Genomic DNA, 25,436 nt, shown 5'->3' on the forward strand with positions numbered 1-25,436 from the left:
CCACCGACAGGTGCGAACGCACGCTCTCGACCCGCGTCCCGGCGACCAGGAGATGGATCACCGCAGTGTCGGCCCAGAACGTCACCGTCAGCCCCGACCGGGCCGGACCGAGCCAGAACTGCTTGCCCGCCACCTGCAGATTCCCACTCGCAGGGACCACCCGCTCGAACTCCACCGGCCCGCCCTGCTCCACCGCCACCACCGCCGCGGCCGCGGCCGCCTCAGACGGACCGGCAGGAACAGCCGGCGCTTCGGCCGGATCCGGCACCACAGCGGGAGCCGCCCGCTGCTGCGGCACCATCGCAAGCACTCCAGGCACCCACACGCCCAGCGCGCCCCGCTCCGACTCGGGAACCGGAGTGAACCGGTCGGCAGGAGACCGCATGTCCAACGCCTGATGCGGACGAACGGAGTTGTACTCCTGCACCCACGCATCCAGCGCCGCCTGAGCCACACCGATGCTCTCGAACGCGCCGCAGTCGTCGAGGAGTTCACGCCGCAGCATCTGATGGAACCACTCGACCTTTCCCGTCGTGGTCGGCGACGCCGGCTACGTCAGCCGGTGCGCGATCCCGTTCTCCCGGCAGATCCGGTCGAACAACACCTCACCACCCTGCCCGAACCGGTCGGTGAACTGCTTCCCGTTGTCCGTGAGCACCTCCTCCGGCACCCCGAACGCCCGCAAAGCCCGCACGAACGCCGAACACACCGCCCGCCCCGTCGCCCGCTCGACCACCGACGCGATCACGCAGTACCGGGAATGGTCATCCACACCGGTCACGACCTTCGCCTCGGTCAGCTCGCCGGTCACCGGGTTGACCAGCATCACCCCGCCCACGATGTCCATCTGCCACAACTGCATCGGCCGGTCCCGCTGCCAGCGCTTGTAATCCGACCGCTTCCGACGCCTTACCCCCGGCTCCACCAGCCCGTTACGGACCAGGATCCGATACACCGTCATCCGCGACGGCACCGGCGCCACCGCCGCCGACCGCTCCAGCACATGAGCGATCCGCCGCGGACCCCACCGAGGATGCTTGCGCCGCAGCTCACACACAGCCGCCTCCACCTCGGCACAAGCCTGATGCGGACACGAAGCCGGCCCGCGCGACCGGTCCACCAGCCCCGCCAGACCAGCAGCGGAATACCGCGACTTCCACCCACTGAACGTCTGCCGCGAGACGCCCAACTGAGCGGCGACCTCCGTCACCGTCACACCGGCCAGCACCGCCAGAACAGCCCGGTACCTCTGCTCGACAACCGACAACTCCACCAGAGCCAATCGCGGCCTCCCGCCACGCGCCGAAACAACGCGCACAGCAAAGCCGATCACGGCCACCGTCAACCAAGCTGGGACCGAAGTGTCAAGCATCTCCCGGGACCGGACAAACCTCAGCAGACCGACTGAGTTACAACTTTCTCTACTGGTTTGAAAAAGACAGCGCTGAAGGAGAAGCGCTGCGTCAAGTATGTCAACTTCGAGTAGAATGCCCTGCCAGGTGGTCAGAAGGTACCCCATACAGCCTGACCCTCTGCGTCATCCTCTACTCTGATGCTCTTCCCAGCCTATCCACTGCTAGCGGCGAAGACAGTAACTTCGACATCCCGCTAAGCGCACATGTTAGACAGTGGCTTCATAACGACGACATGACGCCGAAAGCCTCCTCTGACAGGATCGCTCGCGAGATCCAGAAATCAGACGTACTACCAGAGGATATTCACTGGCTTTGGATAGCCTTGGCTCGATCGTGGGCTCAGAAATGCACTCCTGCACGACGCGATCAGACTCCAATTGTTATGACGGCGGTCGACATGATCGAAGCTGATGTCGTGTCAGAAGATCGTTACCCGCTCTCCAGGTATCGCCGCAGCGAGGAACTCGATCTTGATCATCTTTCTGGGCCGAGTCCCGTTTAAGGCACCATTGGGGCTGAGGCAAGCGGACTAGATGATGCGATGAGTGTCTAACTGCGTGACAACGCCAGCAGACCGGGACGAGCAGGTGTGGACTTTTAGACCATCAACGCAGGAAATCCACCTCAGCCCAAGGTGGCATCCTTATCCAAATCGATTCCGGACAACGAGGTCATCGCGCTGGGTGCCACCCATACGCTTCCGCCGTAGCGCCTTACTCTGATCGACGGCCGACAACGTGGCTCAGGCCAGCAGGGGTACAGCGAGGCACACGCGCGCGTGCACGGTCGGCTGACTCGCCATCGTGGCTGGCTGTCGTCGGCTGAGGCTCAGGCCCTCTGGGACCCCCACTCCGCCAAGGAACGTGCGGGGTGAAGGGACCGTGCCATTTCGCGTGCCAGGTCGTGCGGGGAACCACGGGGATTCGTCACGGGTGCGACCACGCTCCGACACCACCCCGCCGCAGGTCAGCGCAGCGACAGCCGCCAAGAGACCCAAGCTTCCCAAGCTGATGGTCCAACAACTCAGTACGGCCGCGGAATCCCGTGCTCGTTCACCGCAGCCTCGTACCGCGCCAACAGAGCATCCACGTCCGCCAGAAGAAGGCCGGCGGAGTCCCGACAATCAGAGCGCGAGCTGAAGAGGCTCACTCATAGGGGCCTAGGAACCGTGAGCCGTTCAGGTGGATCAGGTGGTCAGGCGCGTCAGCCACCCAGGCTTCGGTCTCCCATGCGAGGTCGGCCAGCCACTTGCGCATCGTGGCGCGGTCCGGGAAGCAGTTCACGAACACCAGCCCTGCCTTGTCCGTCGCGAAGAGGTTCTTCAGGTGCTCACGCCGTCCGAAGTCGATCGGTCCGTGAGAAGTGACGGCCTCCATCAGGAAAAGCCAACCGCGCTGCTCGTCGTAGACCACGAGGTCCGGGTTCTTGCCGTGCTCGTCGAAGGCCAACCCGAGACGTGCGAAGACATCGTCTTGGCGGATGTCGTAGCGGTGATCCTTGGCGTCCCCCAGATAGAGCACCTGTCCACCGGGGGCGAAGCGAGGACAAAACTCCTCGACCATGTTCCGGATCAGGGGGTTCTGGCCACCGGGAGAGAGGCTGAACAGAGAACCGTCGGGCAGCGTGACCGGGAGCATCTGCATCTCGCGGGTGGCCTTGTAAGCGGCCTGCTGGGTGGGAGCTTCGGCTATCCAGGCGTCGAGGGCATCTTGGAACCCCCGGGTGCCGAAGAGACGCACTACGGACAGAGCAGCCGGAGCGATCCGGTAATTGTTCTTAGAGGAGTTGACCGCGCGCCCTTCGGGAGCATCGGAGTTGTGCTCAGCGAACCCCGCGTCGACGAACTGGTGGAGCGTCTGCTTGCGGAAGGTCTCCCGCGAGTTCGGGGCGTACTCCTTACCCCACTTCTCCGCAATGACGCCCATAACTTCCGTGACGCCGAGACGCGGGTTGGTCGCCGTGTCCCACGGCTCGCCTGGCTCCAGGCCGAGCAGCACGAGGGCCGTCAGGGCGGACCTGTCATTGCAGCGGACCTTGTCGAAGTCGAAGGCTTGCAGGAGGGCGCTAGCGTTCTCGACAGATGCTCGTAAAGTGCTGATCACTCTGCGGAGCCTACGACAGCGGGGAACAAGTCAGCCACGAGGGCGTCGAGCTTTGACTGCTCTGGGAGCCATTCCGGCGCGTTCTGTGCCAAGCGCACCAGGTCGTCGCGGGAGGGGAAGGGGAGCGTCTTGACGTCCCCGGCGTTGACCTGGGTGTGCCCGGAGAAGGTGCGAAAGATCGCGTCGAGTGTCGAGGAGTTCAGCCAGAGCATCAACCCGTGCGCGAGCTGAGGGTCGATAGGCCCCTTCTTCTCGTGCAGGTAGTTGGTCTTATTGTCCAGGGCAACTGGGCCATCGTGCTTCCAGACGCCCGCGACCACGCGCCGCTTCTCCTCCTTCGCGGAGAAGCGCTTAATGACGACGTAGTGCCCTTCAGGCAGGAGCAGTTTGCGGGCGGCCTCGGTGCTGGGGGAGAAACCCTGCGGCTTCTTCGCGGGGCGCTGTGGCCACTCGATCTCTCCGCCGCGCACGTTGGCCTGGTAGACCATCGGCACGACACTGTCGGCGCTGAGGTCTCCGGTCAAGTGTTCGCGGTTACGGAAGTCGACGACCTTGCCCGTGCTGACGCCCAAGCCCAGGTCGGCCAAGGTGAACGAGACTGCCGGCGGCACGGCAGCGGAGTCATCGAAGCGGACGAACCGCTCGCGATCCCCGGGCAGGACCACGGCGTCGAACGGGACGGTGCGGCGCAGCGGGGCGTCGTCGTGCGCGATCGACGCCGACAGGACGACCTGTGGCTGCTGCTCGCCCCGTGTGCCAACCACGATGACGTTTTCCTGGAGGACGCCGGTGTCGGCGAAGACTGTGTTGCGGCTCTCGAAGACGTGGAGGAGGTCGAGGCTGGTGCGGTCGAGCATCCACCGACGAAAGGCGCGGTGGTAGGTGCCGTTGGCCCAGGAGCGGGGCACGATGATCGAGATCTGACCGCCGGGGGCAAGGGTGGCTGTGGCCCTGGCCCAGAAGGCCGTGTAGATGTTGCTGGTATCGACCAGGTGGTGCGCAGTGCGCGTACGGTGCAGGCTGCCTGCGGCGAGCTTTCCGTAGGGTGGGTTGGCGACGACGAGGTCGAACGGCCCGTCGATGAGTGCATCATCGTCGGTGAGGTAGTCGCCCTGCACGAGGTCGAAAGTGGTGCCGTAGGTTGCCCTACATTCCTCGAGCGTGGCCTGCAAGTAGGGCACAACCTGCGGGTCGGTCTCCACAGCAACGACGTGAACGTCCACGCCGGGGCGCTCTTCATGCAGTCGGACCACCAGTGCGGCGGTCAGCGAGCCAACCCCGGCGCCGGGGTCCAGAACGCGCACAGTATTACTCAGCGCGTCTAGGCGAGGCATCGAGGCGATCAGGGCAGCGGCTGGTGCAGGGGTAAAGAACTGCCCCAAGGCGGCCTGGGTTTCAGGGGCAAGGACACTGAGCGCCTCCACCCGGCGTGCCTCGGTGTTCTCGATCAGTTTCACGTCCGTGATCCTCTCACGGCCCCCCTTGGGGTCGTTGGTGGATATACACGCGGGCGTCGCTGGACGAACTCCAGCTCGACAGGGCGACTGACGACCTGCGGCAGTTCATTGTGCCAGCCGCTGACATGCCATGACCCCAAGCCTCTATTTTACAAACAGATCCAGAGACTACCAGAATCGTCGGAATCTTAAGGGGCCCCATGGTAACTCGCACCAAAATCGCTCCGCCGACCTCGATGCAACTCGCAATTCAAGTCAGCGCTGGTACAGGATAGGAAAACCATCACGGTGCATGGATTCCAAATCAGCACAAAATCGGCCCTTCACATAGGCGGGAAACTCTGCGAAAGGCCGGAACATAGCAGTCCTAAAATAAGCAGCATCTCTCGTTTCGCGTGGACGCCTTCGGACCGATTCAAGGTGCTGGAGCATGTCCCACGGTCGGGCGAACCACAACCCCACTCCTACATACCGTTCTGTCGGTGCGTGCGCTCGCCCGATAACCTGGGCATGGACCAAGAAAATTGGGATCTTCAACGCTACTGCGGCCGCCCTTATGTCATCGCAGTCGGTTGCGTCAAGTTGGAACTGCGACATGGGACTTCCTACGCCACCTCCAGTAAGTGCACTGCGGCCGCTTTTAAGTTCGATCCCAAGCGCAGCTTCACCTGACACGTAATCGGCCACGAAGTCAGCTATCGCCACCCGATCCGCGTCTGACCTCTGCCCCCGAGGACGCAACTCAACAGGATCGGTTTCCCGCAGTGATAGCCCCGAAGCCCCCTCGAATGTGTCCGCCCACACCGATTCAACATATTTGGCAGACGCAAGGCCCCGCCCGATCGATCGGACGACACGGTCACAGGTACCGCAAAGAAACCACTGGGTGAGGCGCACTCCTCGACGTTCATTACAGTGGCCGCAGTACCCCTCGACCTGCTCCCTCGACACCCACTCCGGACTCCGATCGCCGAAGGCGAGGTGACCGTAGGCCTCCCTGCACGAGTTGCAAAGGAAGTACGCTCGCAGTTCGGCGTCCCGGGCGACGTCTGAATGGCGTGCACACTCATACGCCGCGTAGGGGTCAGCAGCTAGAGCTAGTCCTGCCTCCTTCAGCGCCGAGACGATGTGCGTTATGGTCGTCGGTCCTATCCCAGGCAACGATCGAAGCTCGCGCTCGTTCAACGCAAGCAGCTGCTCAACACTGACGATCTGGGCCCGCAGCAACTTCTTCTCGACTGCGCGCTCGAATGACACCACTGAACCGCGGAACTCCACGGCCTCCCCCACCTGTCGACCCAACCGGGCGATCAACCTAACAAGGGACCGCTTCAAGGTCGAATCGTCACAATGATGACATTTCGACCGCCATGCTCTTGGCGTTAGGCGGGGCGACACTGGTTGCAGTGTTCAGCAGCAGCGAACCGCCACAGCGGTCAGCCCCTGTCTCGAGCCCCGTGGATCCTCAGAGGCCTTGACCGGGATGACCATCGCTGGATGCACCGGGGTGGTGCTGAGTGTCTAACTGCGTGACAACGCCGACAACCACCGACGGACAAGCACGAACGCCTGCGGACCATCAGCCCAGTTGAGAGACACACCAGCCCAAGGCACAGCCCCCACCCCAGTTGCTTCGGGACGAAGCAGTCATCGGCTATCCGCACGAATCGCAGAGGCCCGTCGAAGGCAGTTGGACGAAGCAACGCTCACAAACCCGAGCGGGCTTATCAGCACGCTCGCGGCGGCGTTCGACAGCGGCTTGCAATCTGGGGGCGAGTGCCGGCACGCCACCACCAGGTGGCAGGGTTGCCCCAAAGCGGCGGTAGCAAGCAAGGCGGGCGTCGGCAGCGTGGTGCTCACGTTCCAGCTCGTCATCTACTGGCGACTCTTCAGCGACCGCCAGGACTTCCTTGTAGCCGCTGCCTACCTTGCCGTCGTCTGTGTGGACCACCAGAGCTGTCAGTGGTGGGTCACCACGACGGTGCGCTTCACGCACCACCCAGCCCAAGACAGGACCGATCCAGTTGTGCAGGAGAGTCTTGGTCCGGATTCCAGTCCTGCTCTGGATTTCTTCGGCCAACTCCTTGTAAGTGATCACAGCGTGGTACGTCTGCGCTACGCCCACGAGGATCAAGTACGCCTCTGCGCCCCAGACTTCGCGTGCCTCTCGGCCCGTCGGCTGAGCAGTGCCGACCACAGGCTCAGAGTCCCCCTGCCTCATCCCCACCCCGCCGTGCTCTCGATCGTTGGCACTCTCTTGCATCCTCCCCTACCGAAGGGCGACGGCACCATGGGGGTCTGCTGCACGATCGGGTGACATCTGAACTGGCTTGCCCTGTGGGGCGGGTGGGAAGGATGTCGCTGTGCCCAAGCCTTATCCGGAAAAGTTCCGCGAAGACGTCGTGCGGGTCGCGAGGAACCGCGGCCCGGGCGTGACGGTCGAGCAGGTGGCCGCCGACTTCGGAGTGCATGCGATGACGCTGTGGAAGTGGATGCGCCGCGCGGACATCGACGACGGGACCAAGCCCGGATCGACCAGCCAGGACAACGCGGAACTACGGGAAGCACGCCGGCGGATCAAGCTGCTGGAGCAGGAGAACGAGGTCCTGCGCCGGGCCGCGGCCTACCTGTCACAGGCGCATCTGCCGGGAAAGGATCTACCCGCTCGTGAAGGAGCTGGCCACGGGCGGAATTCCCGTCACTCTCACGTGCAGGGTCCTGAAACTCGCCCGCCAGCCCTACTACCGCTGGCTCGAACGTCCCGTGACCGATGCCGAGTTCCAGCAGGCCACACGCGCGAACGCGTTGTTCGACGCGCACCGCGAGGATCCGGAGTTCGGCTACCGGTTCCTGGCCGACGAGGCCCGCAGCGCGGGATCCGGCATGGCCGACCGGACCGCGTGGCGGATCTGCCGGGACAACAACTGGTGGAGCGTGTTCGGCAAGAAGCGCGGCAGTACCAAGAACGCCGGCCCGCCGGTCCACGACGACCTGGTCCGCCGTGACTTCACCGCGGATGGCCCGAACCGGCTGTGGCTCACCGATATCACCGAACACGCCACCGGTGAAGGGAAGTTGTATCTCTGTGCGATCAAGGACGTCTTCAGCAGGAGGATCGTCGGCTACTCGATCGACACGCGGATGAAGTCCCGCCTGGCCGTCACAGCCCTCAACGACGCTGTTGCCCGGCGTGGACACGTCGACGGGTGCATTCTGCACGGCGATCGCGGATCGCAGTTCCGGTCACGGAAGTTCGTCCGGGCCCTCGACCGGCACCGGATCGTCGGCTCGATAGGGAGGGTCGGCGCGGCAGGCGACAACGCGGCCATGGAGTCCTTCTTCAGCCTGCTGCAGAAGAACGTCCTCGACCGCCGATCCTGGGCCACTCGCGAGGAACTGCGGATCGCGATCGTGACCTGGATCGAGAGGACCTACCACCGGCGCCGCAGACAAGCCGCACTCGGCCGGCTGACCCCCGTCGAATTCGAGACCGTCATGACCACACCGGCCCTCCAGGCCGCGTGACCGAACCTGTCACCCAAACCTGCACCAGACCCCAGCAACTGCGGCGTGAGGTGTTCGAGGCAGGGGACTACTACTGGGTCAACGGTGCCGACTGGCGACCGGAGGCGGAGCGGGAGCCTCGGCCGCGGACTCTGGAGGAGCTGTGGGAGGTCGAGTTGGTCCATGAGGCCGGCACCCACTCGGTCCTCGATGTCTTCGTCGTACTGGGACCGGACGACACCCCCGACTACAACACCGTGGAGCTCGTGACGGCCGAGGAGGCACTTGAGTTGCTCGGGACGGAGAAACTGACCCGCGCGCACGTCCCGGACTTCGACGTCTTCCCTCGGTCTCGCTGGGTCGGACGGTGCGCGGTGCTGCACGACAACGAGGGCAAGCCCCAGGAGATCCGCTTCTGGGGGCACTCGGGCGACTGAACCTCCGGCTGAGCAGCACGCCAGGATTCTTGCTGCCCTGCTGACCGTCCACGCGTCACCCGGTCGAGAACTTCTCGTCCGCACCGATGTGGACGAGGCGTTCAGCGTCTCTTGAATTCGACCGGTCCCGCGTTCATCTCGATGGTCCCGTCCGGGTGGAGAACCGGGCGGCGTTCGGTCATGCGGGCGCTGTAGGCCTCGATGTGGTGGATCGCCGCTCCGTCGGCCTCGGTGAAGTCGACGAGGGCGATGGCCACCCAATAGCGGGTCTTGGTGTTCTCGAAGAGCGGGACGGTGACGGTGGACCCCCGCCCGTCCGCAATGACGATCTTCGCGCCGAAGCTGCGGAAGGATCCGATGCCGTTACTGACCGCGGAATAGGCGCAGAGGAGAACGTAGCCCTGCTCGCTGGGACGAACGATACGAAGTGACTCGCGCCCCGGAACACGTGAGTCGCCATCGAGGCGAATGTAGGGTCGGCCCTTCACCGAGCCGAGGCGCTTGTAGTAGACGACATCAGCGCCCTTGCCCTTCTTCGCTGTTCCTGACGCTGCCGTCGCCCCTGAAGCAGTCGCGGGCACAGTCGCTCCAGGTCTCAACGGCACCCCTTGTGCCCTGTGCCTGGATTTGACCAGGGCGCCGGGCGCTTTACCTCCGCGCAGAGCCTTCGAGGCGGGTACGAACAAGGCGTACAGGTCGAGGTCGGCGCCCTGTCTGCGGCGCCGCTCGCTCCCTCCGTCCCACTCGAGTGAGGCGGTGACCACCAACTCGCGGTCGCTCTTGTCCAGGCTCATGGAGACCTGGCCGCCCTTTTCGAGGCTGACCGTGCCGAGCGGAGGCTTGCGCAGGCTCGTCGGGACGGCGGAAGCAGCGGCCGGCGGCATCGGCTCGGCCTGCCCGGGAGTCTCCGCCGTAGGCACGGCGTGAAGCGTGGACCTGCTTTCTTCCGTGTCTGCCTGTTCCGCCTCGGACTGCCCCTGCGGCTCCTGTGACTCCTCCACCTGGATCCCGAAATCGGTGGCTAGGCCGGCCAGTCCGTTGGCGTAACCCTGGCCGATGGCGCGGAGCTTCCACGTCAGGCCTCGGCGGTACAACTCCATCAGGAGCACGGCGCGTTCACCGTCTATGAGGGCAGGCGGGCAGAAGCGGACCGGATCGGCTCCCTGCTGGACAGCACGTACCAGCACCTCTTTCACGTCGTGAAAGGTGCGCGTGGCGTCGTCGGGGTCGCAACTGCCCACCAGGACAACCCGATCGACATCCGCGGGGAGAGTGGCCGGGTCGATCTCAATGCGCTCGGGACCCTCGGCGTCCGCGGCGAGGTGCCGGACCGAACCGGACTCCGCAGAGGGCTGGTTGTAGAAGACCAGGTCGTCGTCGGACCTGACCTTGCCGTCCGCGGCGACCAAGAGCGCGCTGAGGTCCACCGGATCGCCCACAGTGTGCAGCTCGGCGGTGACACGCCCCGAGCCAACCGCCGTGTTCTCGCCTTTACGGAGTTCCGGCATCTCGCCCACCTCCACAGAATTCCCGCATCACCTTCGAGCCACCTTGTCACATCAGGACCAGAACGGAAGGTGCTTCCCACAAGCGTTCGCCACATTGCCTGTCGGCCGCCCAAGGCGGATTTCAGCCACCGCACCGGACTACACGTGGCTGCGCCTGGCCCGTATGGTTTCCGCCATGTTCGAGTCGATCCAATGGCGCTGTCACGTACACGCGAACGATCGCCGCAGCGCCGAGCGGGTGGTCGGGCGCCTTGCGGATCGATTGGATCGCCCCGTCGAGATCGAGAACTACGAGCGGTACTGCAAGTTTCCCGAACTGGCCGTGTTGCGGCTGGTCTCCCCGCTCCAGTGCCCTACTCCGGAGCGCGCTCTGATGACCGTCCTCGAGTGTGCGTGGAAGATCGCGACTCCATGGAGCCTGGGCAGTCAAGGGCCAGGCAACCAGCACGAGTTCGAGGGCATCGCGGCTGCCAACATCGGTGCGCACTTCAACGTCCCGGGCGTCGAATGGATGGAGTTCCGCATCGCCGATCGGCATTGACGCATTGACGAGGCACAGCCACCGCATGCGCTCCTTCCGGGAAGGCACGCGGCAGCATGTCGGCCCGCGCCATCCTCCGCGGCTCTCATGTCGAGGGGGCGGGCATCCTGACGGGATGACCGAGAGCTGGGCCAACTACGTGAAGGTGCACTTCCGCCTTGAGCTGGAGGACAACTGGCCTCCAGCGGGAGTGGAAAGCCTGTGGGCGATCGATCAGGGCGACGGCACCGTGAAGCTCGACAACGTCCCGTGGTTCGTACGGGGGGTCGCATGTGGTGACGTACTCGCGGCGAACCCCGGTGAAGAGGGCGTGCTGTGGGCCGGCGACGTGGTTCGTCCGTCGGGGAACTGCACCATTCGCCTGATCGTGCTTCGCGAGGGAGGCTCCGGTGCTGCGCGGCAGAGCGTCCTCGACGCCTTTCACCGCTTGGGCGTGTGTGGCGAGGGGATCGAGCGCTTCGGGATGGTCGCGTCGGACATCCCTCCTACCTCGGATCTCGCTCAGGTCCAACGGCTGCTCAACCATGGTGTGGCCAAGTCGTGGTGGGACATGGAAGAGGGGTGTGTCACCGCCGAGTGGCGCGCTCTCAGCGCTGACTGACCTGGTTGTTCGACGGTGTCTCTCGTGCAGCGGCGACGCCACTCCTCCCCCGGTCAGGATGGCCATGCCTCCAAGAGTCTCGCCGGGCCGTATTCGGCGTCGAGTCCCGTGCAGTCCGTGCCGCTGCGCGAGACCGCGACCACAGGAATCGGTTCGGACGTGAGCATCGCGCGGTGGCGCAGGAGCGCCGACAGGTCGTGACGGTCGAAGGGCGCGTTCTCCAGCCACTTCACCGAGCCGACGAACAGCAACTCCTTGGCGATGGGGGCACGGTCCGCTCCGACGATGTCGATCTCCACGTCATTTGTACGCGTCCAGTAGGCGCCGATCGCGGGGGCGGCGGGAAGGGACGCGTCCGGCAGCAGGCGTGCCAGGGCCTCGCGTACGAGGGGCTCGACGGCGCGACCACGCCAGCTGGTCCAGTTCTCGCGGACGCGCCCCAGCGTCAGATCACCCCGGCCCCGTTCGATCTCCTCCATCGCCGGCCCGAGGAATCGGAGCCAGAAGCGGAGATAGGGGTCCGCGACCCGGTAGCGCCGGTCCTTCGAAGGGCCTGTGGACACAGGGAGTTCGGCCGCGATCACCCTCTTGTCCGTGAGCGCGCCCAACGAACGCTGGAGCGGAGTGGCTCCTATACCGCCGGCCGCACGGCCGATGTTGCTGAAGGTCCGCTCGCCGCTCCCGATCGCCGACAGCACCGTGCGCGCCTGCACCTGCTGCGAGAACTCTGCGGCCAGCGACCGCTCGGCCGATACCAGCAGGGCGGACACCGGATCGTTCAAGGCAGCCGACAGAAAGTCCCAGACCCCCGCACCGTGTGGCCACTCCGCGCAGATCAGGGGCAGCCCACCGGTGATCAACGCCGCGTCGAACGCCTCGGCCGGGTCAAGGCCCAGCATCCCGCCCACTTCAGCCGGATTGAGGGGACCGAGCACCATCTCCCGGCCGCGCTGATGGAAGGGGCGGCCGTAGCTGTTCAGGGCCTCCATCATCGACAGATCGGAGCCGATGAGGATGAGCAGAACCGGCCTGACCTCCAGCACCCTGTCCCACGCCCGCTGCAACGTGCCCTCGAACGCCCCCTCCGCATCCATCAGATACGGCACTTCGTCCATGACCACGATGCTCGCCCGGTCGGTGGGCAGGGCTGCCGCGAGCACGTCGAAGGCGTCGTCCCAGTTCGCCGGACGGGCCGAGGCCAGCAGGCCGGCCAACGGAAGGTTCGACGCCTGGGCGTCCCGCCCGAGCCGATCGAGGTCGATCTGCGGCGAAGCTCCCGTGGCGGCGTAGAAGACGAAGGGTGCGCCGGACCGCTCAGCGAACCGCTCGACCAGCCGGGACTTCCCCACGCGCCGGCGCCCCCGCAGCATCAGGCACCGCCCGGGTCGCTCCCCGCCGACCCCGGCCGCCACCTTGCCGAGTTCCCGGTTCAGCGTCTCCAGCTCGCGCGTCCTGCCCACGAAATCGCCCACGCCATTGCCCTTCGTATGTCCGACCAGCCACTCAGCCTCGACCCCAGAGACTTACTAACCTCAATGTTACTAACATCTACGTTAGTAACATCAGTGGCCATTCGAAAGGGCACCTCCAGGTCACCGACCCGAAGGTGCCCCAGGGCAGCGCACACGCACAGCCCAACTCGGTCCAGTACGGCCCCCTACCCCCCGAACACCACCCCCAGCCGCCCATCCGAACCAAACGACCAGCTCAGCCCACCCCCATACGCCGAGCACCGCCCCCCATTGCTCCCCGACCAGAACTGGTTCGACGTATCGGCATCGCCGATGACCCGGTCGTTCGTGCCGCTGCCGCTCCGGCACGACGTGTTGTCGCGGAACACCGATGTGCCGCCGTCGAAGTTGAAGTTGCGCTCGGTGTTGTCGATGCTCACGTTCCCCGACACCGCCATGGTCCCCGGGTTGCTGTTCCAGGTGAAGCCGTGTTTGCCGTTGTTGTAGGCGATGCTCCGGCGGACGATGTGGTTGACGGCGATGTCGTCGCCGCCGAGCTTGTAGCCGTTGCGGTCGCCGTTGCCGGCCTGGGAGCCGTCGGTGAGGGTGCCGTTCTCGTAGGCGAGGGAGTCCTCGATGGTCACCGGGCCGATGGGGCCCGTGTCGGTCTTGGTGTAGAGGTCCCAGCCGTCGTCGATGTTGTTGTGGGAGACCGCGTAGCGGAAGACGTTGCCCGCGCCTGTCGTCAGTTTCGCCGCGAAGCCGTCCGCGTCCTCGCCGTCCGAGTCGGCGTTGTCGTGCGACTCGGCACTCAGGATCAGGTTGTTGGCCGGCCAGTCGGCTGCCGGGGTGCTGGAGGAGATACGGCCGAGCTGGAGGCCCGTGTCGCGGTTGAAGCGGGTCACCGTGCGCTCGATGACGTTGTTGCTGCCGCCGACGTAGATGCCGTTGTCACCGGCCCGTTCGACGACCAGGCCCTTGATGTGCCAGTAGTTGGCGTTGAGTTGCAGGCCTCGGTTCGATGAACTCTCCGTCTGGGAGGAGAAGTTGAGGACCGGGGTTTCGCCCGGGTACGCGGACAGCGTCGTGCGGGTCGTCGACGTGCCGTTGTTGCCCGCCGGGATCGTGACCGTCGAGGCGTAGGTGTACGTGCCTCCGCGGACGTAGATCGTGCCGCCCGCGGTGATACGGCTGATCGCGGAGGTCAGCGTCGTCGGCGCCGTCGACGTGCCCGCCGCGCTGTCCGTGCCCGACGGGGATACGTACAACGCCGACGCCGTGGGGGGTGTCGTGCCGCCGCCGTCCGGGACGTTCGCGTCGAGGTAGTCGATGTTGGGGAGGCCCGCCGCGAGCGTCGGGTTCAGGCGGATCGTGTTGCTGCCCGCCACCACGGGGACGGTCAGCGTTTTCGTCGTCCAGCCCGTCCAGGTGCTCGTGCTCTCGAAGGAGGCCGTCGTGGTCGTCGTGCCGTTCACGATGACGTCCACCGCACGGGCGGTGGTCGTGCCGTTGGCGAAGCGTACGCTCAGTGTCGCCGTGCCCGATGCGGGTGCGGAAACGGTGAACTGGGCGTACGCGCCTGCCGCGTTGGTGCCGTTGCAGAATCCGCTGCCGGAGTAACCGGTCCAGTCGGAGTCGATGGTGCCGGTGCAGACCGACGGGGAGGTCTCGGCCTCGTAGCGGGTGGTCGCGGCCTGTGCGGTCGTGCCGGACAGGGCGACGAGGGTGCCGGCCAGCAGGCCGACGCACGCCGTGACTGGTCTCAGATGCCTCAGGTGACTCGGGTGACTCGCGTGGCTCATGGTTCTCCATCTCCAGGACGGTGGATCGGGATGGATCAGCTTCCGGGCCGGATTGGAAAGCGCTTTCTCCCGGAAGGTAGGGGGGTGGTCCTGGACACGTCAATAGTCACGTACTTGATCGTTGTTCATGTGCGTGGACGTCAGCGTCCCTTCTGCCCGAACGCTTGGCCGTTCGCTTGGGCAGGTCACCACAACCCAGGGATCCCCCCGGCCGTCTCACATGGCGTCACCGAACCTGGAGGTTACGCACCATGTCCTCATCCCCCACCGGCCGTCGGGCGACCCGAATCGCGATGGCCCTGGCCCTCGGCACCGGACTCGCGGCCGTCCCGCTCGCGCTGGCCGGTACGGCCGGTGCCGCGACGCCGTCCGCGAAGGCCGAAGTCAGCTTCAACGACCGCGAGTTGAGCTACACGGCCGCCGCCGGCCAGACCAACAAGCTGACCGTCACCGAGGCCTACCCCGACGCCACGGACCACACGGACGTCACCTTCGCGATCGACGACGTCGTTCCGATCAGCATCGGGCGCGGATGCGTCTACCCCGACTCCGCCGACCGCACGAAGGTCCTGTGCACGGTCGTCACCGTGGACAGCCAGAGCCCGTACAACATCCTGACGATGGACCTCGGCAACGGCAACGACGTGCTCGACTTCACCAACAAGACCGGCGAGGCCTACTACGGCAACTCGATCAGCCTGGGCGCCGGCAAGGACAAATTGACCGACCGGGGCAGCGTCGACGCCAACGGAGTCGACGGTGGGGCGGGCGACGACACCATCACCGCGGGCCCGGCGTCGTTCGTGCGCGGCGGTGACGGCAACGACACCATCACCACCAACGGCGACATCGCGGAGGGCGGCCTGGGCAACGACGTGCTCCGCGGCGGCGCCGACGGCCAGCTCCTGTACGGCAACAACGGCAACGACACGATCTACGGCGGGCCCGGCGGCGACAACCTGTACGGCGGCGCGGGCAACGACGTCATGTGGGGCAACAGCGGGGTCGACTACATGTGGGGCAACAACGGCAACGACAAGCTGTACGGCGGCCCCGCCAAGGACATCCTCTCGGGCGGCACCGGCACGAATGTCGTACGCCAGGACTGACCAGCACTGACAGCTACCGACACAGCCAGAGGCCCCGGAGGACTTCTCCGGGGCCTCTCTGGTGTTCGGGTCGGCCGATCAGTACGTACACGTACGGGATCAAGCCGCCTGCGCCAGACGGTGGAAGGCCTGGGTGGTGTGCGGGTGGGCGATCTCGTCCAGGATGTGCCGCCAGTCCAGGTCCACGACGGTGGCGGTGGGGGCGGCCGGGTGTGCCTGGTCCCAGGCCGTGAGCAGCGGGGTGAGGTCGGTCTCGGTAGGCATCCCTGGTTCCTTTCGCGGGGCTTCGGTTCGTTGGGTTCAACAATGCCGTTGCCCGGACGACCGAACCATGGAGCGACCCACCCGATCGGGGGTGTAGCTGGCTGCACCCCCGAGGGGCTGTTCTCCCCCTCGGAGGTGCAACACACGCCAGGTACGGGTTACTTGACGTCGATCAGGTCGTGCGGCGGTACCGTCACCGTCCGCGCGCCCTCCGTGCCGCCGAGGATCACCTTGCGCAGGGCGACGTTGTTGTTGAGGTTGGTCTCCTGGAGGCGCTTCTCCGGGTTGGCGATGACCTGGATGTAGTACGTGCCGTTCGGCAGGCCCGTGATGTCGAAGGACTGGCCGGGGCGGTACTGGGTGTACGTGTCGCCGGAGCCGACGTCCAGGACCTCACGTACCGAGAGGGAGTTCTTCTCGCCGCACGCCGTCGACAGATCGGTGTTGTACGGGTGCCAGTTGGCGTTCTTCACCGTGTAGTCGATCGCGTCGGTGTTGGCCAGGCAGAACGCCTCCTTGCCGCTGCGCACCTCCTTGGTCTGGTCGGCGCTCAGCAGGCGGTAGCTCGCGAAGTCCGTGAAGTGCCAGTGCTCGTGGCCGACGCGGGGGTCCCACTCCATGGTGCCGGTGGGCGTGTAGCCGACCTGCTTGCCGTTCGCGTCGTAGAAGTACTGGTAGGCGTCCATCAGGTCCTTGCCCCGCTGGCGGAAGCCGTCCACCACCAGGGGCGCGGGACCCGCGTTCCACACGTTCGCGCTGAACGCCAGGTAGTCCTTTCCGGGTACGTCCCCGTCCTCGCCGTCCGTGATGGCGATGTCCCACGCGGGCAGTGAACGCAGGTCGGGCTTGGGCACGTTGGCCGGTACGCCCGCCCTGCCCGTGGGCCGCTTGGCGGCGGCCTTCAGCGCGGGCGCGACGCGTGAACCGTCGGTGTGGCCCGGACCGTCGCCCAGGTGGTGTGCCGTACCCCGGTCGACGAGGGCGTTGGGGAAGGCCGGGATGGTGGGCGCGTCCGCGCCGCGCGGGCCGTAGTGGTGCGACGACGCGAGCGGTGCCCCGTGGGTCCCATGACTGTCATGGCCCCCTCCGTGATGGGCGGAGGAACGCGCGGTCAGGCCGACTCCGCCGCCGCCTCCGCTCTCGCCGCCCTCGCTCTCGGGCAGTACCGACACCTTGATGGTCGGCTGGTCATCGGGCATGCCGAACAGGTCGCGGTACGCCTTCCCGATCGACACCTTCGCCGTGTACTCGCCCACCGGCAGATCCACCGGCTTGTCGTAGTCGATCGAACTGGCGTTGGCGGCCCAGCCCTTCTCGATGCCCCACACCCCGCCCAGCGTGAACGGGTTACTGGCGCAGCTCTCCGGGAAGTGCGAGGTCGCCGGGGCGTCCGGGCGGATACGTCCGGAGGCGTTGTTCGGGCAGAACGTGCCCTTGTTCTTCGCGACCTCCTTCCCGGCCGCGTCCCGGAACGACACCTCCAGGAAGCCCGGCAGGCCCTCGAAGTCCTTCACCATGCCGGCGGGCAGCCGCTTCGCCTGCACCTTTCCGCCCTTGCGGATGATCTGCTCGGCGACCACCGGGTCCTTGTACGACTTCCGGGTCACCTTGAACTCCAGCGGTACGTCGTCCACCGTGACGTACGTGCCGAGGTCGAGGTAGACGCCGGGTTCCCCCTCCCAGCGCTGGGCCGTCACGGAGTCCGTCGCGGCCACGAGTCTGAGCTTCGGCTTGGTGGGCGCGGCGCTCGGAGCGGCCCCGGCACCGGGCGCCGCTCCGGCCACCGACACGACGACGGCCAGCGCGGCCCCCGCCGCCAGCGCCGAGTGCTTCATCCGTTTGTTGGTCTTGGTACTGCTGTCCTGCTGAGTGGTCATCGGTTCCTCGTCTGTCTGCCGGTGCCATGGTCAAGTGGCACCGGGCTGGACACAGCCCACGACCGGCCGACCTACGTACGGACGCACCCCACGCGCCCAGGCCATGTCTGTGAGCAACCTGTGAGACAGGAGAAGCGCTGCCCAGGTTGCCTGGCGAGGAAAACTTCAGCCGAAAGCGGCTTCCCGACCGTCCGGTCAGCAGGGCCCGGGGTCAGGAACCGGGGTCTCCTCAACAGGGGCGGGATCGACGGGAGTTGGAGTGACCGGGTCCGGGTCCGGGGCGGGATCGGGGACCGGAACCTCCGGAGGCTCGGGGGTCACCGGGGTCTCGATGACCGGCGGCTCCGGCGTCTCCACCACCGGGGGTTCCTCAACCGGGGGTTCCTCCACCGGAGGCTCCTCAACGGGCGTCTCCACCACCGGAGTTTCCGGGGTCTCCGGCGTCTCCGGCGGCACATACACCGGAACGTCCGGAGTCTCAGGCGCCCCAGGCTCCTCGCTCACCGGCGGCGCCGGTTCCTCGACCGGAGGTTCCTGCACCACCGGTTTGGGCTCGGGCTCGGGCTCGGGTTCCGCGACAGGAGGATCCGGCACGGGCTCGACCGGCGCGCTGGGCTCACTCGGAGCACTGGGCTCACTGGGCTCACCCGGAGTCGTGGGAGCACTGGGCGCATCAACACCGCTGTCGCTACCGCTCCCCCCAGTCACCGTGACCACCGAAGCGACCGGTATCCGTACCCGTACCGCCTCCCGTACCGCCTCCCGTACCGCCTCTCGCACCCCCTCCGGAACCGCCGCAGCCCCCCTCTCCGGGGCCGGCACGGTCGCCGGAGTCGCCTTCAACGGCAGGGGCACCGTCGCCGGTACCTCCGCCACCGGTGCCGGGGACAAGGGCTTGTCCGCCAGCGGGACCCTGGACCGTTCCTGGAGCTGGACCTGCGGGGAGGTCAGCGCGAGGGTGACCGCGACGGCCGCTGCCGCCGCCCCCGCGCTCACCGCGATCGCCTTCGGCATCTTCGAACCGCCGGCCACGGCATGACGTACCGCGTGCAGCACCCCACCGCCCTGGCCGGCCACGGCGCCCAGCGCGGTCGACGCGCCTGCGGAGCCCGCCGCGAACGACAGCAGGTACTTGCCCGTACCGCCCACCACGAGCACCAGCAGGGCCGGGCCGACGAGCACGGGCAGCCGGTCGTTCGTGCGCATCAGCAAAGCGAGGCGGTGGCGGCAGTCGTCGCAGGTGTCCGCGTGGGCGAGGAGCTGGTCGGACTGGCGGCGGGTCGCGGTGCCGCGTACGTACGCGGGCATGCGGACCCAGTACGGCTCGCAGGCCGTGCTGTTGGGGACGCCGGGCTGCTCGCGCAGGAATGCCTGGCGCATGCCCTCGCGGGCGCGGTGGAGGAGTACCGCGGTGGCGCCCTCCTTGATGCCGGTGCCGATCTGGGGGCCGATCGCCGCCAGGGGCTGGCCCTCCGCCTCCGCGAGCCACAGCGCCTTGACCCAGCGGTCGGGGAGTTGGCCCAGCACGCGTACCAACAGGTCGACCGAGGAGACCTGTTCGGCGGGGTCGTCGACGTGACGCCCCTGGGACACGACCCGTTCCGAACGCTCCAGCCGCTCCGGCCCGTCCTGCGGATCCTGCGGGGTCTCGCGCGCCGAGTTGCTGCCCACGGTGGACGCCAGGTGCCGGACCGTCGTCATCAGGTACGCGGGCACGTTGTCGATCTCGTGCCCTGCCGACAGGCGTCGCCACACACGGAAGTGCGCCTCGGCGACCAGGTCTTCCGCGGCCCAGCTGCTCTTGGTGAGCGAACGCGCGTATGCAACGAGACGCGGCTGCTGCTCCTCGTAGATGCGGGCGTACGCGTCGGTCGCGGTGGCGGTGTTGTCAATCATGGGCAGGAACGCTCCAGTTACCTGCGGACGGGTATTGGGGACGAGTTTGTAAGGCTAGATGACAAAAATCTCAAGTAATTACAGGAAGTGACACACGTCACATGCGGTGACTCCCGTAACGGCGTAATACCGGACCCCTCCCCAGAGTCGAGGGGGCATGAACAGAACCTTGGAACACTCCGCCCGCGCCCGCCTGATCACTCCCGGCTACCAGGAACTCCCCCTCACCGTCACCCTGCGCTACGACTCCGCCGACCCGCTCGCCGTCAACATCGACTTCCCCGTCGATGTCTCGGTCGACGGGGAAGCGGTGACCTGGACCTTCTCCCGGACCCTCCTGGCAGAGGGACTCGAGCACCCGGCCGGGATAGGCGAGGTCCACCTGTGGCCCTGCGGCCCGACCCGCACGGTCGTGGAACTCCACTCGCCGTACGGACTGGCCGTGGTCCGCTTCCGTACGGCACAGCTCCAGCGCTTCCTGCACCGCTCGTACGGCGTCGTCGCACCCGGCACGGAGGACCTGGCGGCGGAGGTCGAACGCGGACTCGCCCTGCTGCTCGGCGGGGTCTGAGAAATCCCGCACCCGCACCCACCTCGACGCGGCTCAGCCCGCACACAGCCTGCCCACAGCCCGCTCAGGAATGCTCGGCACCATGTCTGGCACGACTGACACCCCCAAGGCAGTGGCCCCCGAAGGCGCCGTACGTGTGCTGATCGTCGACGACGAGCCGGAGCTGACCGAGTTGCTGTCCGTGGCCGTGGCCGGAGCCGGCTGGCAGCCGTTTCTCGCGGCGGACGGACACAGTGCGCTGCGGATCGCGCGCGGCTGCGCCCCGCATGCCGTCGTGCTGGACGGGATGCTGCCCGACGTGGACGGGCTCCAGGTGCTGCGCGGGCTGCGACAGGAGCACGCCGGACTGCCCGTGCTCATGCTCACCGCCCGGGACGCCCTCGAACACCGTATCGACGGGCTGTCGGCGGGCGCGGACGACTACGTCACCAAGCCCTTCTCCCTCGAAGAGGTCATGCTGCGGCTGCGCGGACTGCTGCGCCGGAGCGGCGCGGAGGCGGCGGCCGAGGACGAGTCCGTACGGGTGCTCGGCGATCTCGTCCTGGGCGAGAAGACGCGTGAGGTGCAGCGCGGCGGGGTCCGAATCCCGCTCACCGCCAAGGAGTTCGACCTGCTCCGCTTCCTGATGGAACATCCGCGTCAGGTGCTCAGCAAGGCCCAGCTGCTCGACCACGTCTGGAACAGTTCCTTCGACGGCGAGGGCAATCTCGTCGAGGTCTACATCTACGGTCTGCGCGCGAAGCTCGACAAGGGCCGGGCGCCGATGATCCACACCGTGCGCGGGGCCGGGTACACCATCAGGGCTCCGGAGAACGGCAGTTGACACGTCTCCGAGCACGACGGTCGCTGCGGACCGGCCTTGTGCTGTTCATCTCGGGCACCCTCGTGGTCGTCTGCACGGTGATGGCGCTCGCCACGGTCCTCGTCCAACGCGCCTATCTGCTGGGCGACCTGGACCAGCGCGTCACCGACGCGGCCAACCGCAGCCAGGGCGGACTTCAGCGCCGGACGGGCGGCGCGACCGACCTGGGCTTCCTCAACGAGCGCGGCCAGCCCGCCGGTACGCTCGCCGCGCGTTTCACCGGCGGGGACACGGACGGCGGGGTGATCGCGGCCGAGGTCGTCACCGCCGACGGTCTCCAGCGCACCCTCACCACCGCCCAGCGGGCCGCCCTCGACGGCATCACGCCGGACGGCTCCCTGCACACCCGTACGATCCCGGGCCTCGGCACCTACCGCGTCACGGCCATCGGCGGCGACGGCGTGCCCGTGCTCGCGGGGCTGCCCATGGGCGACGTACAGAACACGATCAACCGGCTGGTGGTGGTCGAGGCGGCCATCGCCGTCGTCAGTCTCGGGGTGGCGGGGTGTGTCTCGGCGGTGGTCATACGGCGCCGGCTGCGGCCCCTGGACCGGGTCGCCGCCACGGCGGTCGAGGTCTCGCGGGTGCCGCTGGACCGGGGCGAGGTGGCCGCGCTGACCCGGGTGCCCTCGTACGACACCGACCCCGGGACCGAGCCCGGGCAGGTCGGCGCGGCCCTCAACCGCATGATCGACCACGTCGAGTCGTCGCTCGCGGAACGGCAGCGCGGCGAGGTACGGATGCGGCGCTTCCTGGCCGACGCCAGCCATGAACTCCGTACGCCGCTCGCGTCGATCGCCGGGTACGCCGAGCTGATGAGCGGCGACGAGGAGGTGCGGGGTCTGGAGCCGGACCTCGCCTGGCGGCGGGTGTCGGCGCAGTCGGCGCGGATGACCGGGCTGGTGGAGGATCTGCTGCTGCTCGCCCGGCTGGACGAGGGGCGGCCGTTGCGGTCGGCGCCCGTGAACCTCGCGACGCTGGTCGCCGAGGCGGTGTGGGACGCGCGGGCGGCGGGCGCCGACCACGACTGGCAGCTGGCGCTGCGGCTCGACGGCCCGGCGACACCGGCGACGGTCGTGGGCGACGCGGCACGGCTCCACCAGGTGGTGGCCAACCTGCTGGCCAACGCACGCGTGCACACGCCCGCCGGCACGAAGGTCACGGTCGTCGTGGAGGCCACCGCCACCGACCGGGTGATCCGGGTCCGCGACGACGGCCCCGGCATCCCGCCCGCCCTCCTCCCGACGGTCTTCGAACGCTTCACCCGCGCCGACGCGTCCCGCTCCCGCACAGGCGGTGATGGTGAGGGCGGCGGCTCGGGCCTCGGGCTTGCCATCGCGACGGCGATCGCCCGGGCGCACGGCGGCCGGATCGACGTACAGAGCGAACCGGGCCGTACGGAGTTCACGGTGACACTCCCGGCCGAGGGCAACGCCTGAGCCTCGTCCCCCTCAGGTCGCGCAAACGCTAAGGGTGTCCACAGAAAGCCAGTTCAGAGGCAGTGTGTACGACGTCCAGCGCGCCCGTTCCGGCCCGCCCGCGGGGCCCGCTTCAGCCCTGCCTCAGTTGGCTGGACCAGGGTTGTCGACGTGCGGCCGGCCGGTCATCGGGGACGCGGCCACGACGAAGGGAACCAGTGCGATGAGCGAGCACGAGACCGGGCAGCCAGGGGAGTCGGCAGCGCCGGAGACCGCACGTCACGCACTCGCGAACCGGCGCAACTTCATGCGCAAGGTGTTCTTCGCCGGCGGCGCCACGGCGGTGGTGACGATGGGCGGCGCCGGCGCCTGGACCGCCCTCGCGGACGAGACGACGGGCACGGCGACGGCGGACGCGTCGGCGTCTCCCAGCGGGGCGCCGAGCGGGGGCCCGGGCGGCGGTACCGGCGGCGGCCCCGGCAACATGACGATCACCGAGGACTTCTTCGGCCTGACGACCGACGGCAAGCGAGTGGACGACCTGTTCACGATCCACTCGACAAAGGTCGCCACCGCCCCGGTCATCACCGCCGCGAACGCCTTCCTGGCCGGGCTCACGGACACCCAGAAGGCGTCGACGCAGTTCACGGTCCACTCCACGGAGTGGCGACTGTGGAGCAACATCGACTCGTACGAACGCCAGGGCGTCTCGCTTGCAGATCTGACGGATGCTCAAAAAGCCCTGGGAACAGCCCTGTTGAAGGCAGCCCTGAGCGCGGACGGCCTGGAGACCACAGAAAGGATCCGCAGGATCAACCAGGCGGCGGGCGAGGCGATCGGCAACACGACGGCCTTCAACGAGGACGCGTACTACTGGACGGTGATGGGCACCCCGTCGGCGACCGAGCCGTGGGGCTTCCAGTTCGACGGCCACCACCTGGTCGTCAACTACTTCGTCCTCGGCGACCAGGTGGTCATGAGCCCCTGTTTCTGGGGCTCGGAACCGACGTCCATGGAGATCGACGGCGAGACGGTGACGGTCTGCCACGAGGAGGTCGTGGCGAGCCTGGCCTTCATCAACTCCCTGACGACGGCGCAGCAATCAGTCGCGATCGAGTCGACGACGAAGTCGAACGAGTCGATGAAGGCGGGCGCGTTCGCCGACAACACGGTCCAGGAGTACGCAGGCCTGCGCGGCAACGCGCTCACCTCCCTCCAGAAGAAGAAACTCCTCGGCATAGTCGAGGCGTTCGTCGGCCGCGCGAAGGCGGACGCGGCGAAGGTGCGGATGTCCGAGGTGAGCAAGCACCTCTCCGACACCTACGTCACCTGGGCGGGCGGCACCGCCGACGACTCCGCCTTCTACGTCCGCGTCCACAGCCCCGTCGTCTGGGTCGAGGTCGACTGCCAGGGCCCGGGCCCGCTGGCGGGCGCGTACGGGGCCACGCAGGGCGACGGTGCGACGCAGAAACACGTCCACTCGATCATCCGCACCCCGAACGGCAACGACTACGGAAGGGAGTTGCTCAGGCAGCACTACCTGACATCACCTCACCACCACTGAGGTTTCTCTGTCATGGCGCGGGCCGCACCCATGGGTCGTCATGGGTGCGGCCCGCGTACGTGAGGTCTTACCTCAGGTGCCGGCCGAAGAACCGGTTCCCGTCGTCCACCTCGAACCACGGGGTGCCGGTGTGCCCGCCCAGATTGGCGTGCAGCGTCTTCTCCTTGGTACCGAAGGCGTCGAACAGGTCCAGGGCCCGCTGCCGGGGGTTCCCCTCGTCGTCCCACTGCAACAGGAACAGCAGCGGAACGCCGACCTGCCGGGCCTCCTCGCGCTGGGCGCGGGGCACATAGCCCCCGGCGAAGAACCCGGCGGCCGCGATACGGGGTTCGGTCACCGCGAGCCGGATACCGACGGCGGTCCACCCCGAGTACCCGACCGGGCCGCCGATCTCGGGCAGCGCGAGCAGAGCGTCCAGGGTGGTCCGCCAGTCCGGGACCGCCTTCTCGACCAGCGGGCCGATGTAGGACTCGAAGATCTCGTCGACCGGCTCGCCGGCCCCCATGGCCCGGCGGATGTCGGCGCGGGCCTGCTCGTCGGCGGCGGAACGGGGCCGGTCGCCGCATCCGGCGGCATCGATGGAGGCCACCGCGTAGCCGTACGCCACGGAGTGCCGGGCCCGGGCCACCAGCCGGGGTTCCCTCTTGGACAGCCCGTTGTTGTGGGCCATCAGGATCAGCGGGACGGGCGCGGCGGACGTGGCGGACTCAGGGGTCCACAGGGTGCCGGGGATCTCGCCGAGGGTGAACTCGCGTTCGAGGACGCCGTCGTCGAGGCGGCGCTCAGAAGTGAAGTGCATGGTCATGCCTTTCGGGAGGGCTCATGTACGGCGCTCCCGGGCGACCTGCCTACCGCCCGACCGTGACCCCGAAGGAGAGCACCCATGTCGATACAACGTTCACGGGTACCACCTCCTCGTCCTGACGCACGGCCTCCGGAAAGCTAACAGGGGCGGCCGTGGCCGGCCAACTGGTTTTGCGACGCCGGCTGTTGCATGGCGACCCGTTATTCCGTGGTGGCCCACTGCGAGGACCTGTACGTTCCCTCCCATGACCGA

Annotated in this window: 20 protein-coding genes and 1 pseudogene; 10 read left to right on the plus strand and 11 right to left on the minus strand. The window is 67.3% G+C overall.

Features of this window, described 5'->3' with window-relative positions:
• Positions 1 to 349: 349 nt before the first annotated feature.
• The 4 genes and pseudogenes from OG787_RS23075 to OG787_RS23090 form a co-directional block, all read right to left on the minus strand.
• Positions 350 to 1,282 (minus strand): annotated as a pseudogene (locus OG787_RS23075) (IS481 family transposase); the annotation flags it as partial.
• A 1,156-nt stretch (positions 1,283 to 2,438) separates the two neighbouring features.
• Positions 2,439 to 2,564, minus strand: a complete 126-nt coding sequence (locus tag OG787_RS23080; RefSeq protein ID WP_405536246.1) for a DUF6959 family protein — start codon at positions 2,562 to 2,564, stop codon at positions 2,439 to 2,441.
• Positions 2,561 to 3,517, minus strand: a complete 957-nt coding sequence (locus OG787_RS23085) for a BsuBI/PstI family type II restriction endonuclease (protein ID WP_405536247.1) — start codon at positions 3,515 to 3,517, stop codon at positions 2,561 to 2,563. Before OG787_RS23085 ends, OG787_RS23080 begins: the two co-directional genes overlap by 4 nt.
• Positions 3,514 to 4,974 carry a class I SAM-dependent DNA methyltransferase gene (locus tag OG787_RS23090; RefSeq protein WP_405536248.1) on the minus strand — a complete coding sequence of 487 codons (1,461 nt, stop codon included), beginning with the start codon at positions 4,972 to 4,974 and terminating at the stop codon, positions 3,514 to 3,516. The genes OG787_RS23085 and OG787_RS23090 overlap by 4 nt, the downstream gene beginning before the upstream one ends.
• A 1,690-nt stretch (positions 4,975 to 6,664) precedes the next feature.
• Between OG787_RS23090 and OG787_RS23095 the strand changes: the two genes are divergently transcribed.
• From OG787_RS23095 to OG787_RS23105, 3 genes are all read left to right on the plus strand, one after another.
• On the plus strand, positions 6,665 to 7,291 hold the full coding sequence (locus OG787_RS23095; protein ID WP_405536249.1) for a hypothetical protein: 627 nt from the start codon (positions 6,665 to 6,667) through the stop codon (positions 7,289 to 7,291).
• Positions 7,292 to 7,337: 46 nt separating this feature from the next.
• Positions 7,338 to 8,499 (plus strand): IS3 family transposase gene (locus tag OG787_RS23100; protein ID WP_405536250.1). Its coding sequence is split into 2 segments (ribosomal slippage): positions 7,338 to 7,607 and positions 7,609 to 8,499, totalling 1,161 coding nucleotides; the frame shifts between segments, so codons are not numbered across the junction.
• Positions 8,496 to 8,915: a hypothetical protein gene (locus tag OG787_RS23105; RefSeq protein ID WP_405536251.1), complete on the plus strand. Its 420-nt coding sequence runs from the start codon at positions 8,496 to 8,498 to the stop codon at positions 8,913 to 8,915. Before OG787_RS23100 ends, OG787_RS23105 begins: the two co-directional genes overlap by 4 nt.
• A gap of 101 nt (positions 8,916 to 9,016) precedes the next feature.
• Here the strand turns inward: OG787_RS23105 and OG787_RS23110 are convergent, their stop codons facing one another.
• Positions 9,017 to 10,423 (minus strand): TerD family protein, encoded by a 1,407-nt coding sequence (locus tag OG787_RS23110; protein WP_405536252.1) that lies wholly within the window; start codon positions 10,421 to 10,423, stop codon positions 9,017 to 9,019.
• 175 nt (positions 10,424 to 10,598) lie between these two features.
• On the opposite strand from OG787_RS23110, the gene OG787_RS23115 reads away from it, so the two are divergent.
• Positions 10,599 to 10,964, plus strand: coding sequence for a hypothetical protein (locus OG787_RS23115; protein WP_369030141.1), 366 nt, complete (start codon positions 10,599 to 10,601; stop codon positions 10,962 to 10,964).
• A gap of 115 nt (positions 10,965 to 11,079) precedes the next feature.
• Positions 11,080 to 11,565 carry a DUF4265 domain-containing protein gene (locus OG787_RS23120; RefSeq protein ID WP_405536253.1) on the plus strand — a complete coding sequence of 162 codons (486 nt, stop codon included), beginning with the start codon at positions 11,080 to 11,082 and terminating at the stop codon, positions 11,563 to 11,565.
• A 53-nt stretch (positions 11,566 to 11,618) separates the two neighbouring features.
• On the opposite strand, the gene OG787_RS23125 is transcribed toward OG787_RS23120, so the two are convergent.
• Together OG787_RS23125 and OG787_RS23130 are read right to left on the minus strand one after the other, a co-directional pair.
• Positions 11,619 to 13,037 carry an ATP-binding protein gene (locus OG787_RS23125; RefSeq protein ID WP_405536254.1) on the minus strand — a complete coding sequence of 473 codons (1,419 nt, stop codon included), beginning with the start codon at positions 13,035 to 13,037 and terminating at the stop codon, positions 11,619 to 11,621.
• 185 nt (positions 13,038 to 13,222) lie between these two features.
• Positions 13,223 to 14,818 carry a carbohydrate-binding protein gene (locus OG787_RS23130; RefSeq protein WP_405536255.1) on the minus strand — a complete coding sequence of 532 codons (1,596 nt, stop codon included), beginning with the start codon at positions 14,816 to 14,818 and terminating at the stop codon, positions 13,223 to 13,225.
• Positions 14,819 to 15,069: 251 nt separating this feature from the next.
• Between OG787_RS23130 and OG787_RS23135 the strand changes: the two genes are divergently transcribed.
• Positions 15,070 to 15,927, plus strand: coding sequence for a calcium-binding protein (locus OG787_RS23135; protein WP_405536256.1), 858 nt, complete (start codon positions 15,070 to 15,072; stop codon positions 15,925 to 15,927).
• Positions 15,928 to 16,026: 99 nt separating this feature from the next.
• Here the strand turns inward: OG787_RS23135 and OG787_RS23140 are convergent, their stop codons facing one another.
• The 3 genes from OG787_RS23140 to OG787_RS23150 all read right to left on the minus strand — a co-directional run bounded on the left by OG787_RS23140 (position 16,027) and on the right by OG787_RS23150 (position 19,964).
• On the minus strand, positions 16,027 to 16,191 hold the full coding sequence (locus tag OG787_RS23140; RefSeq protein ID WP_369030136.1) for a hypothetical protein: 165 nt from the start codon (positions 16,189 to 16,191) through the stop codon (positions 16,027 to 16,029).
• 158 nt (positions 16,192 to 16,349) lie between these two features.
• Entirely contained in the window at positions 16,350 to 18,068 is a 1,719-nt protein-coding gene (locus tag OG787_RS23145) for a lysyl oxidase family protein (RefSeq protein ID WP_369030135.1), read from the minus strand.
• A gap of 195 nt (positions 18,069 to 18,263) precedes the next feature.
• The gene (locus tag OG787_RS23150; RefSeq protein WP_405536257.1) at positions 18,264 to 19,964 is read right to left on the minus strand and encodes a sigma-70 family RNA polymerase sigma factor; all 1,701 of its coding nucleotides are present in this window, start codon (positions 19,962 to 19,964) and stop codon (positions 18,264 to 18,266) included.
• 157 nt (positions 19,965 to 20,121) lie between these two features.
• On the opposite strand from OG787_RS23150, the gene OG787_RS23155 reads away from it, so the two are divergent.
• The 4 genes from OG787_RS23155 to OG787_RS23170 all read left to right on the plus strand — a co-directional run bounded on the left by OG787_RS23155 (position 20,122) and on the right by OG787_RS23170 (position 24,379).
• On the plus strand, positions 20,122 to 20,535 hold the full coding sequence (locus OG787_RS23155; RefSeq protein WP_369030133.1) for an SsgA family sporulation/cell division regulator: 414 nt from the start codon (positions 20,122 to 20,124) through the stop codon (positions 20,533 to 20,535).
• An 82-nt stretch (positions 20,536 to 20,617) separates the two neighbouring features.
• Entirely contained in the window at positions 20,618 to 21,358 is a 741-nt protein-coding gene (locus tag OG787_RS23160) for a response regulator transcription factor (protein ID WP_369030132.1), read from the plus strand.
• Positions 21,355 to 22,836, plus strand: a complete 1,482-nt coding sequence (locus OG787_RS23165) for a sensor histidine kinase (protein ID WP_405536258.1) — start codon at positions 21,355 to 21,357, stop codon at positions 22,834 to 22,836. Before OG787_RS23160 ends, OG787_RS23165 begins: the two co-directional genes overlap by 4 nt.
• 202 nt (positions 22,837 to 23,038) lie before the next feature.
• Positions 23,039 to 24,379 carry a DUF3500 domain-containing protein gene (locus tag OG787_RS23170; protein WP_405536259.1) on the plus strand — a complete coding sequence of 447 codons (1,341 nt, stop codon included), beginning with the start codon at positions 23,039 to 23,041 and terminating at the stop codon, positions 24,377 to 24,379.
• 67 nt (positions 24,380 to 24,446) lie between these two features.
• Here OG787_RS23170 and OG787_RS23175 read toward each other — a convergent pair whose 3' ends face one another.
• Positions 24,447 to 25,178, minus strand: a complete 732-nt coding sequence (locus OG787_RS23175; protein ID WP_369030129.1) for a dienelactone hydrolase family protein — start codon at positions 25,176 to 25,178, stop codon at positions 24,447 to 24,449.
• Positions 25,179 to 25,436 lie beyond the last annotated feature (258 nt).

It is taken from the genome of Streptomyces sp. NBC_00075 (assembly GCF_045041225.1).
Taxonomy (GTDB): Bacteria; Actinomycetota; Actinomycetes; order Streptomycetales; family Streptomycetaceae; genus Streptomyces; species Streptomyces adonidis.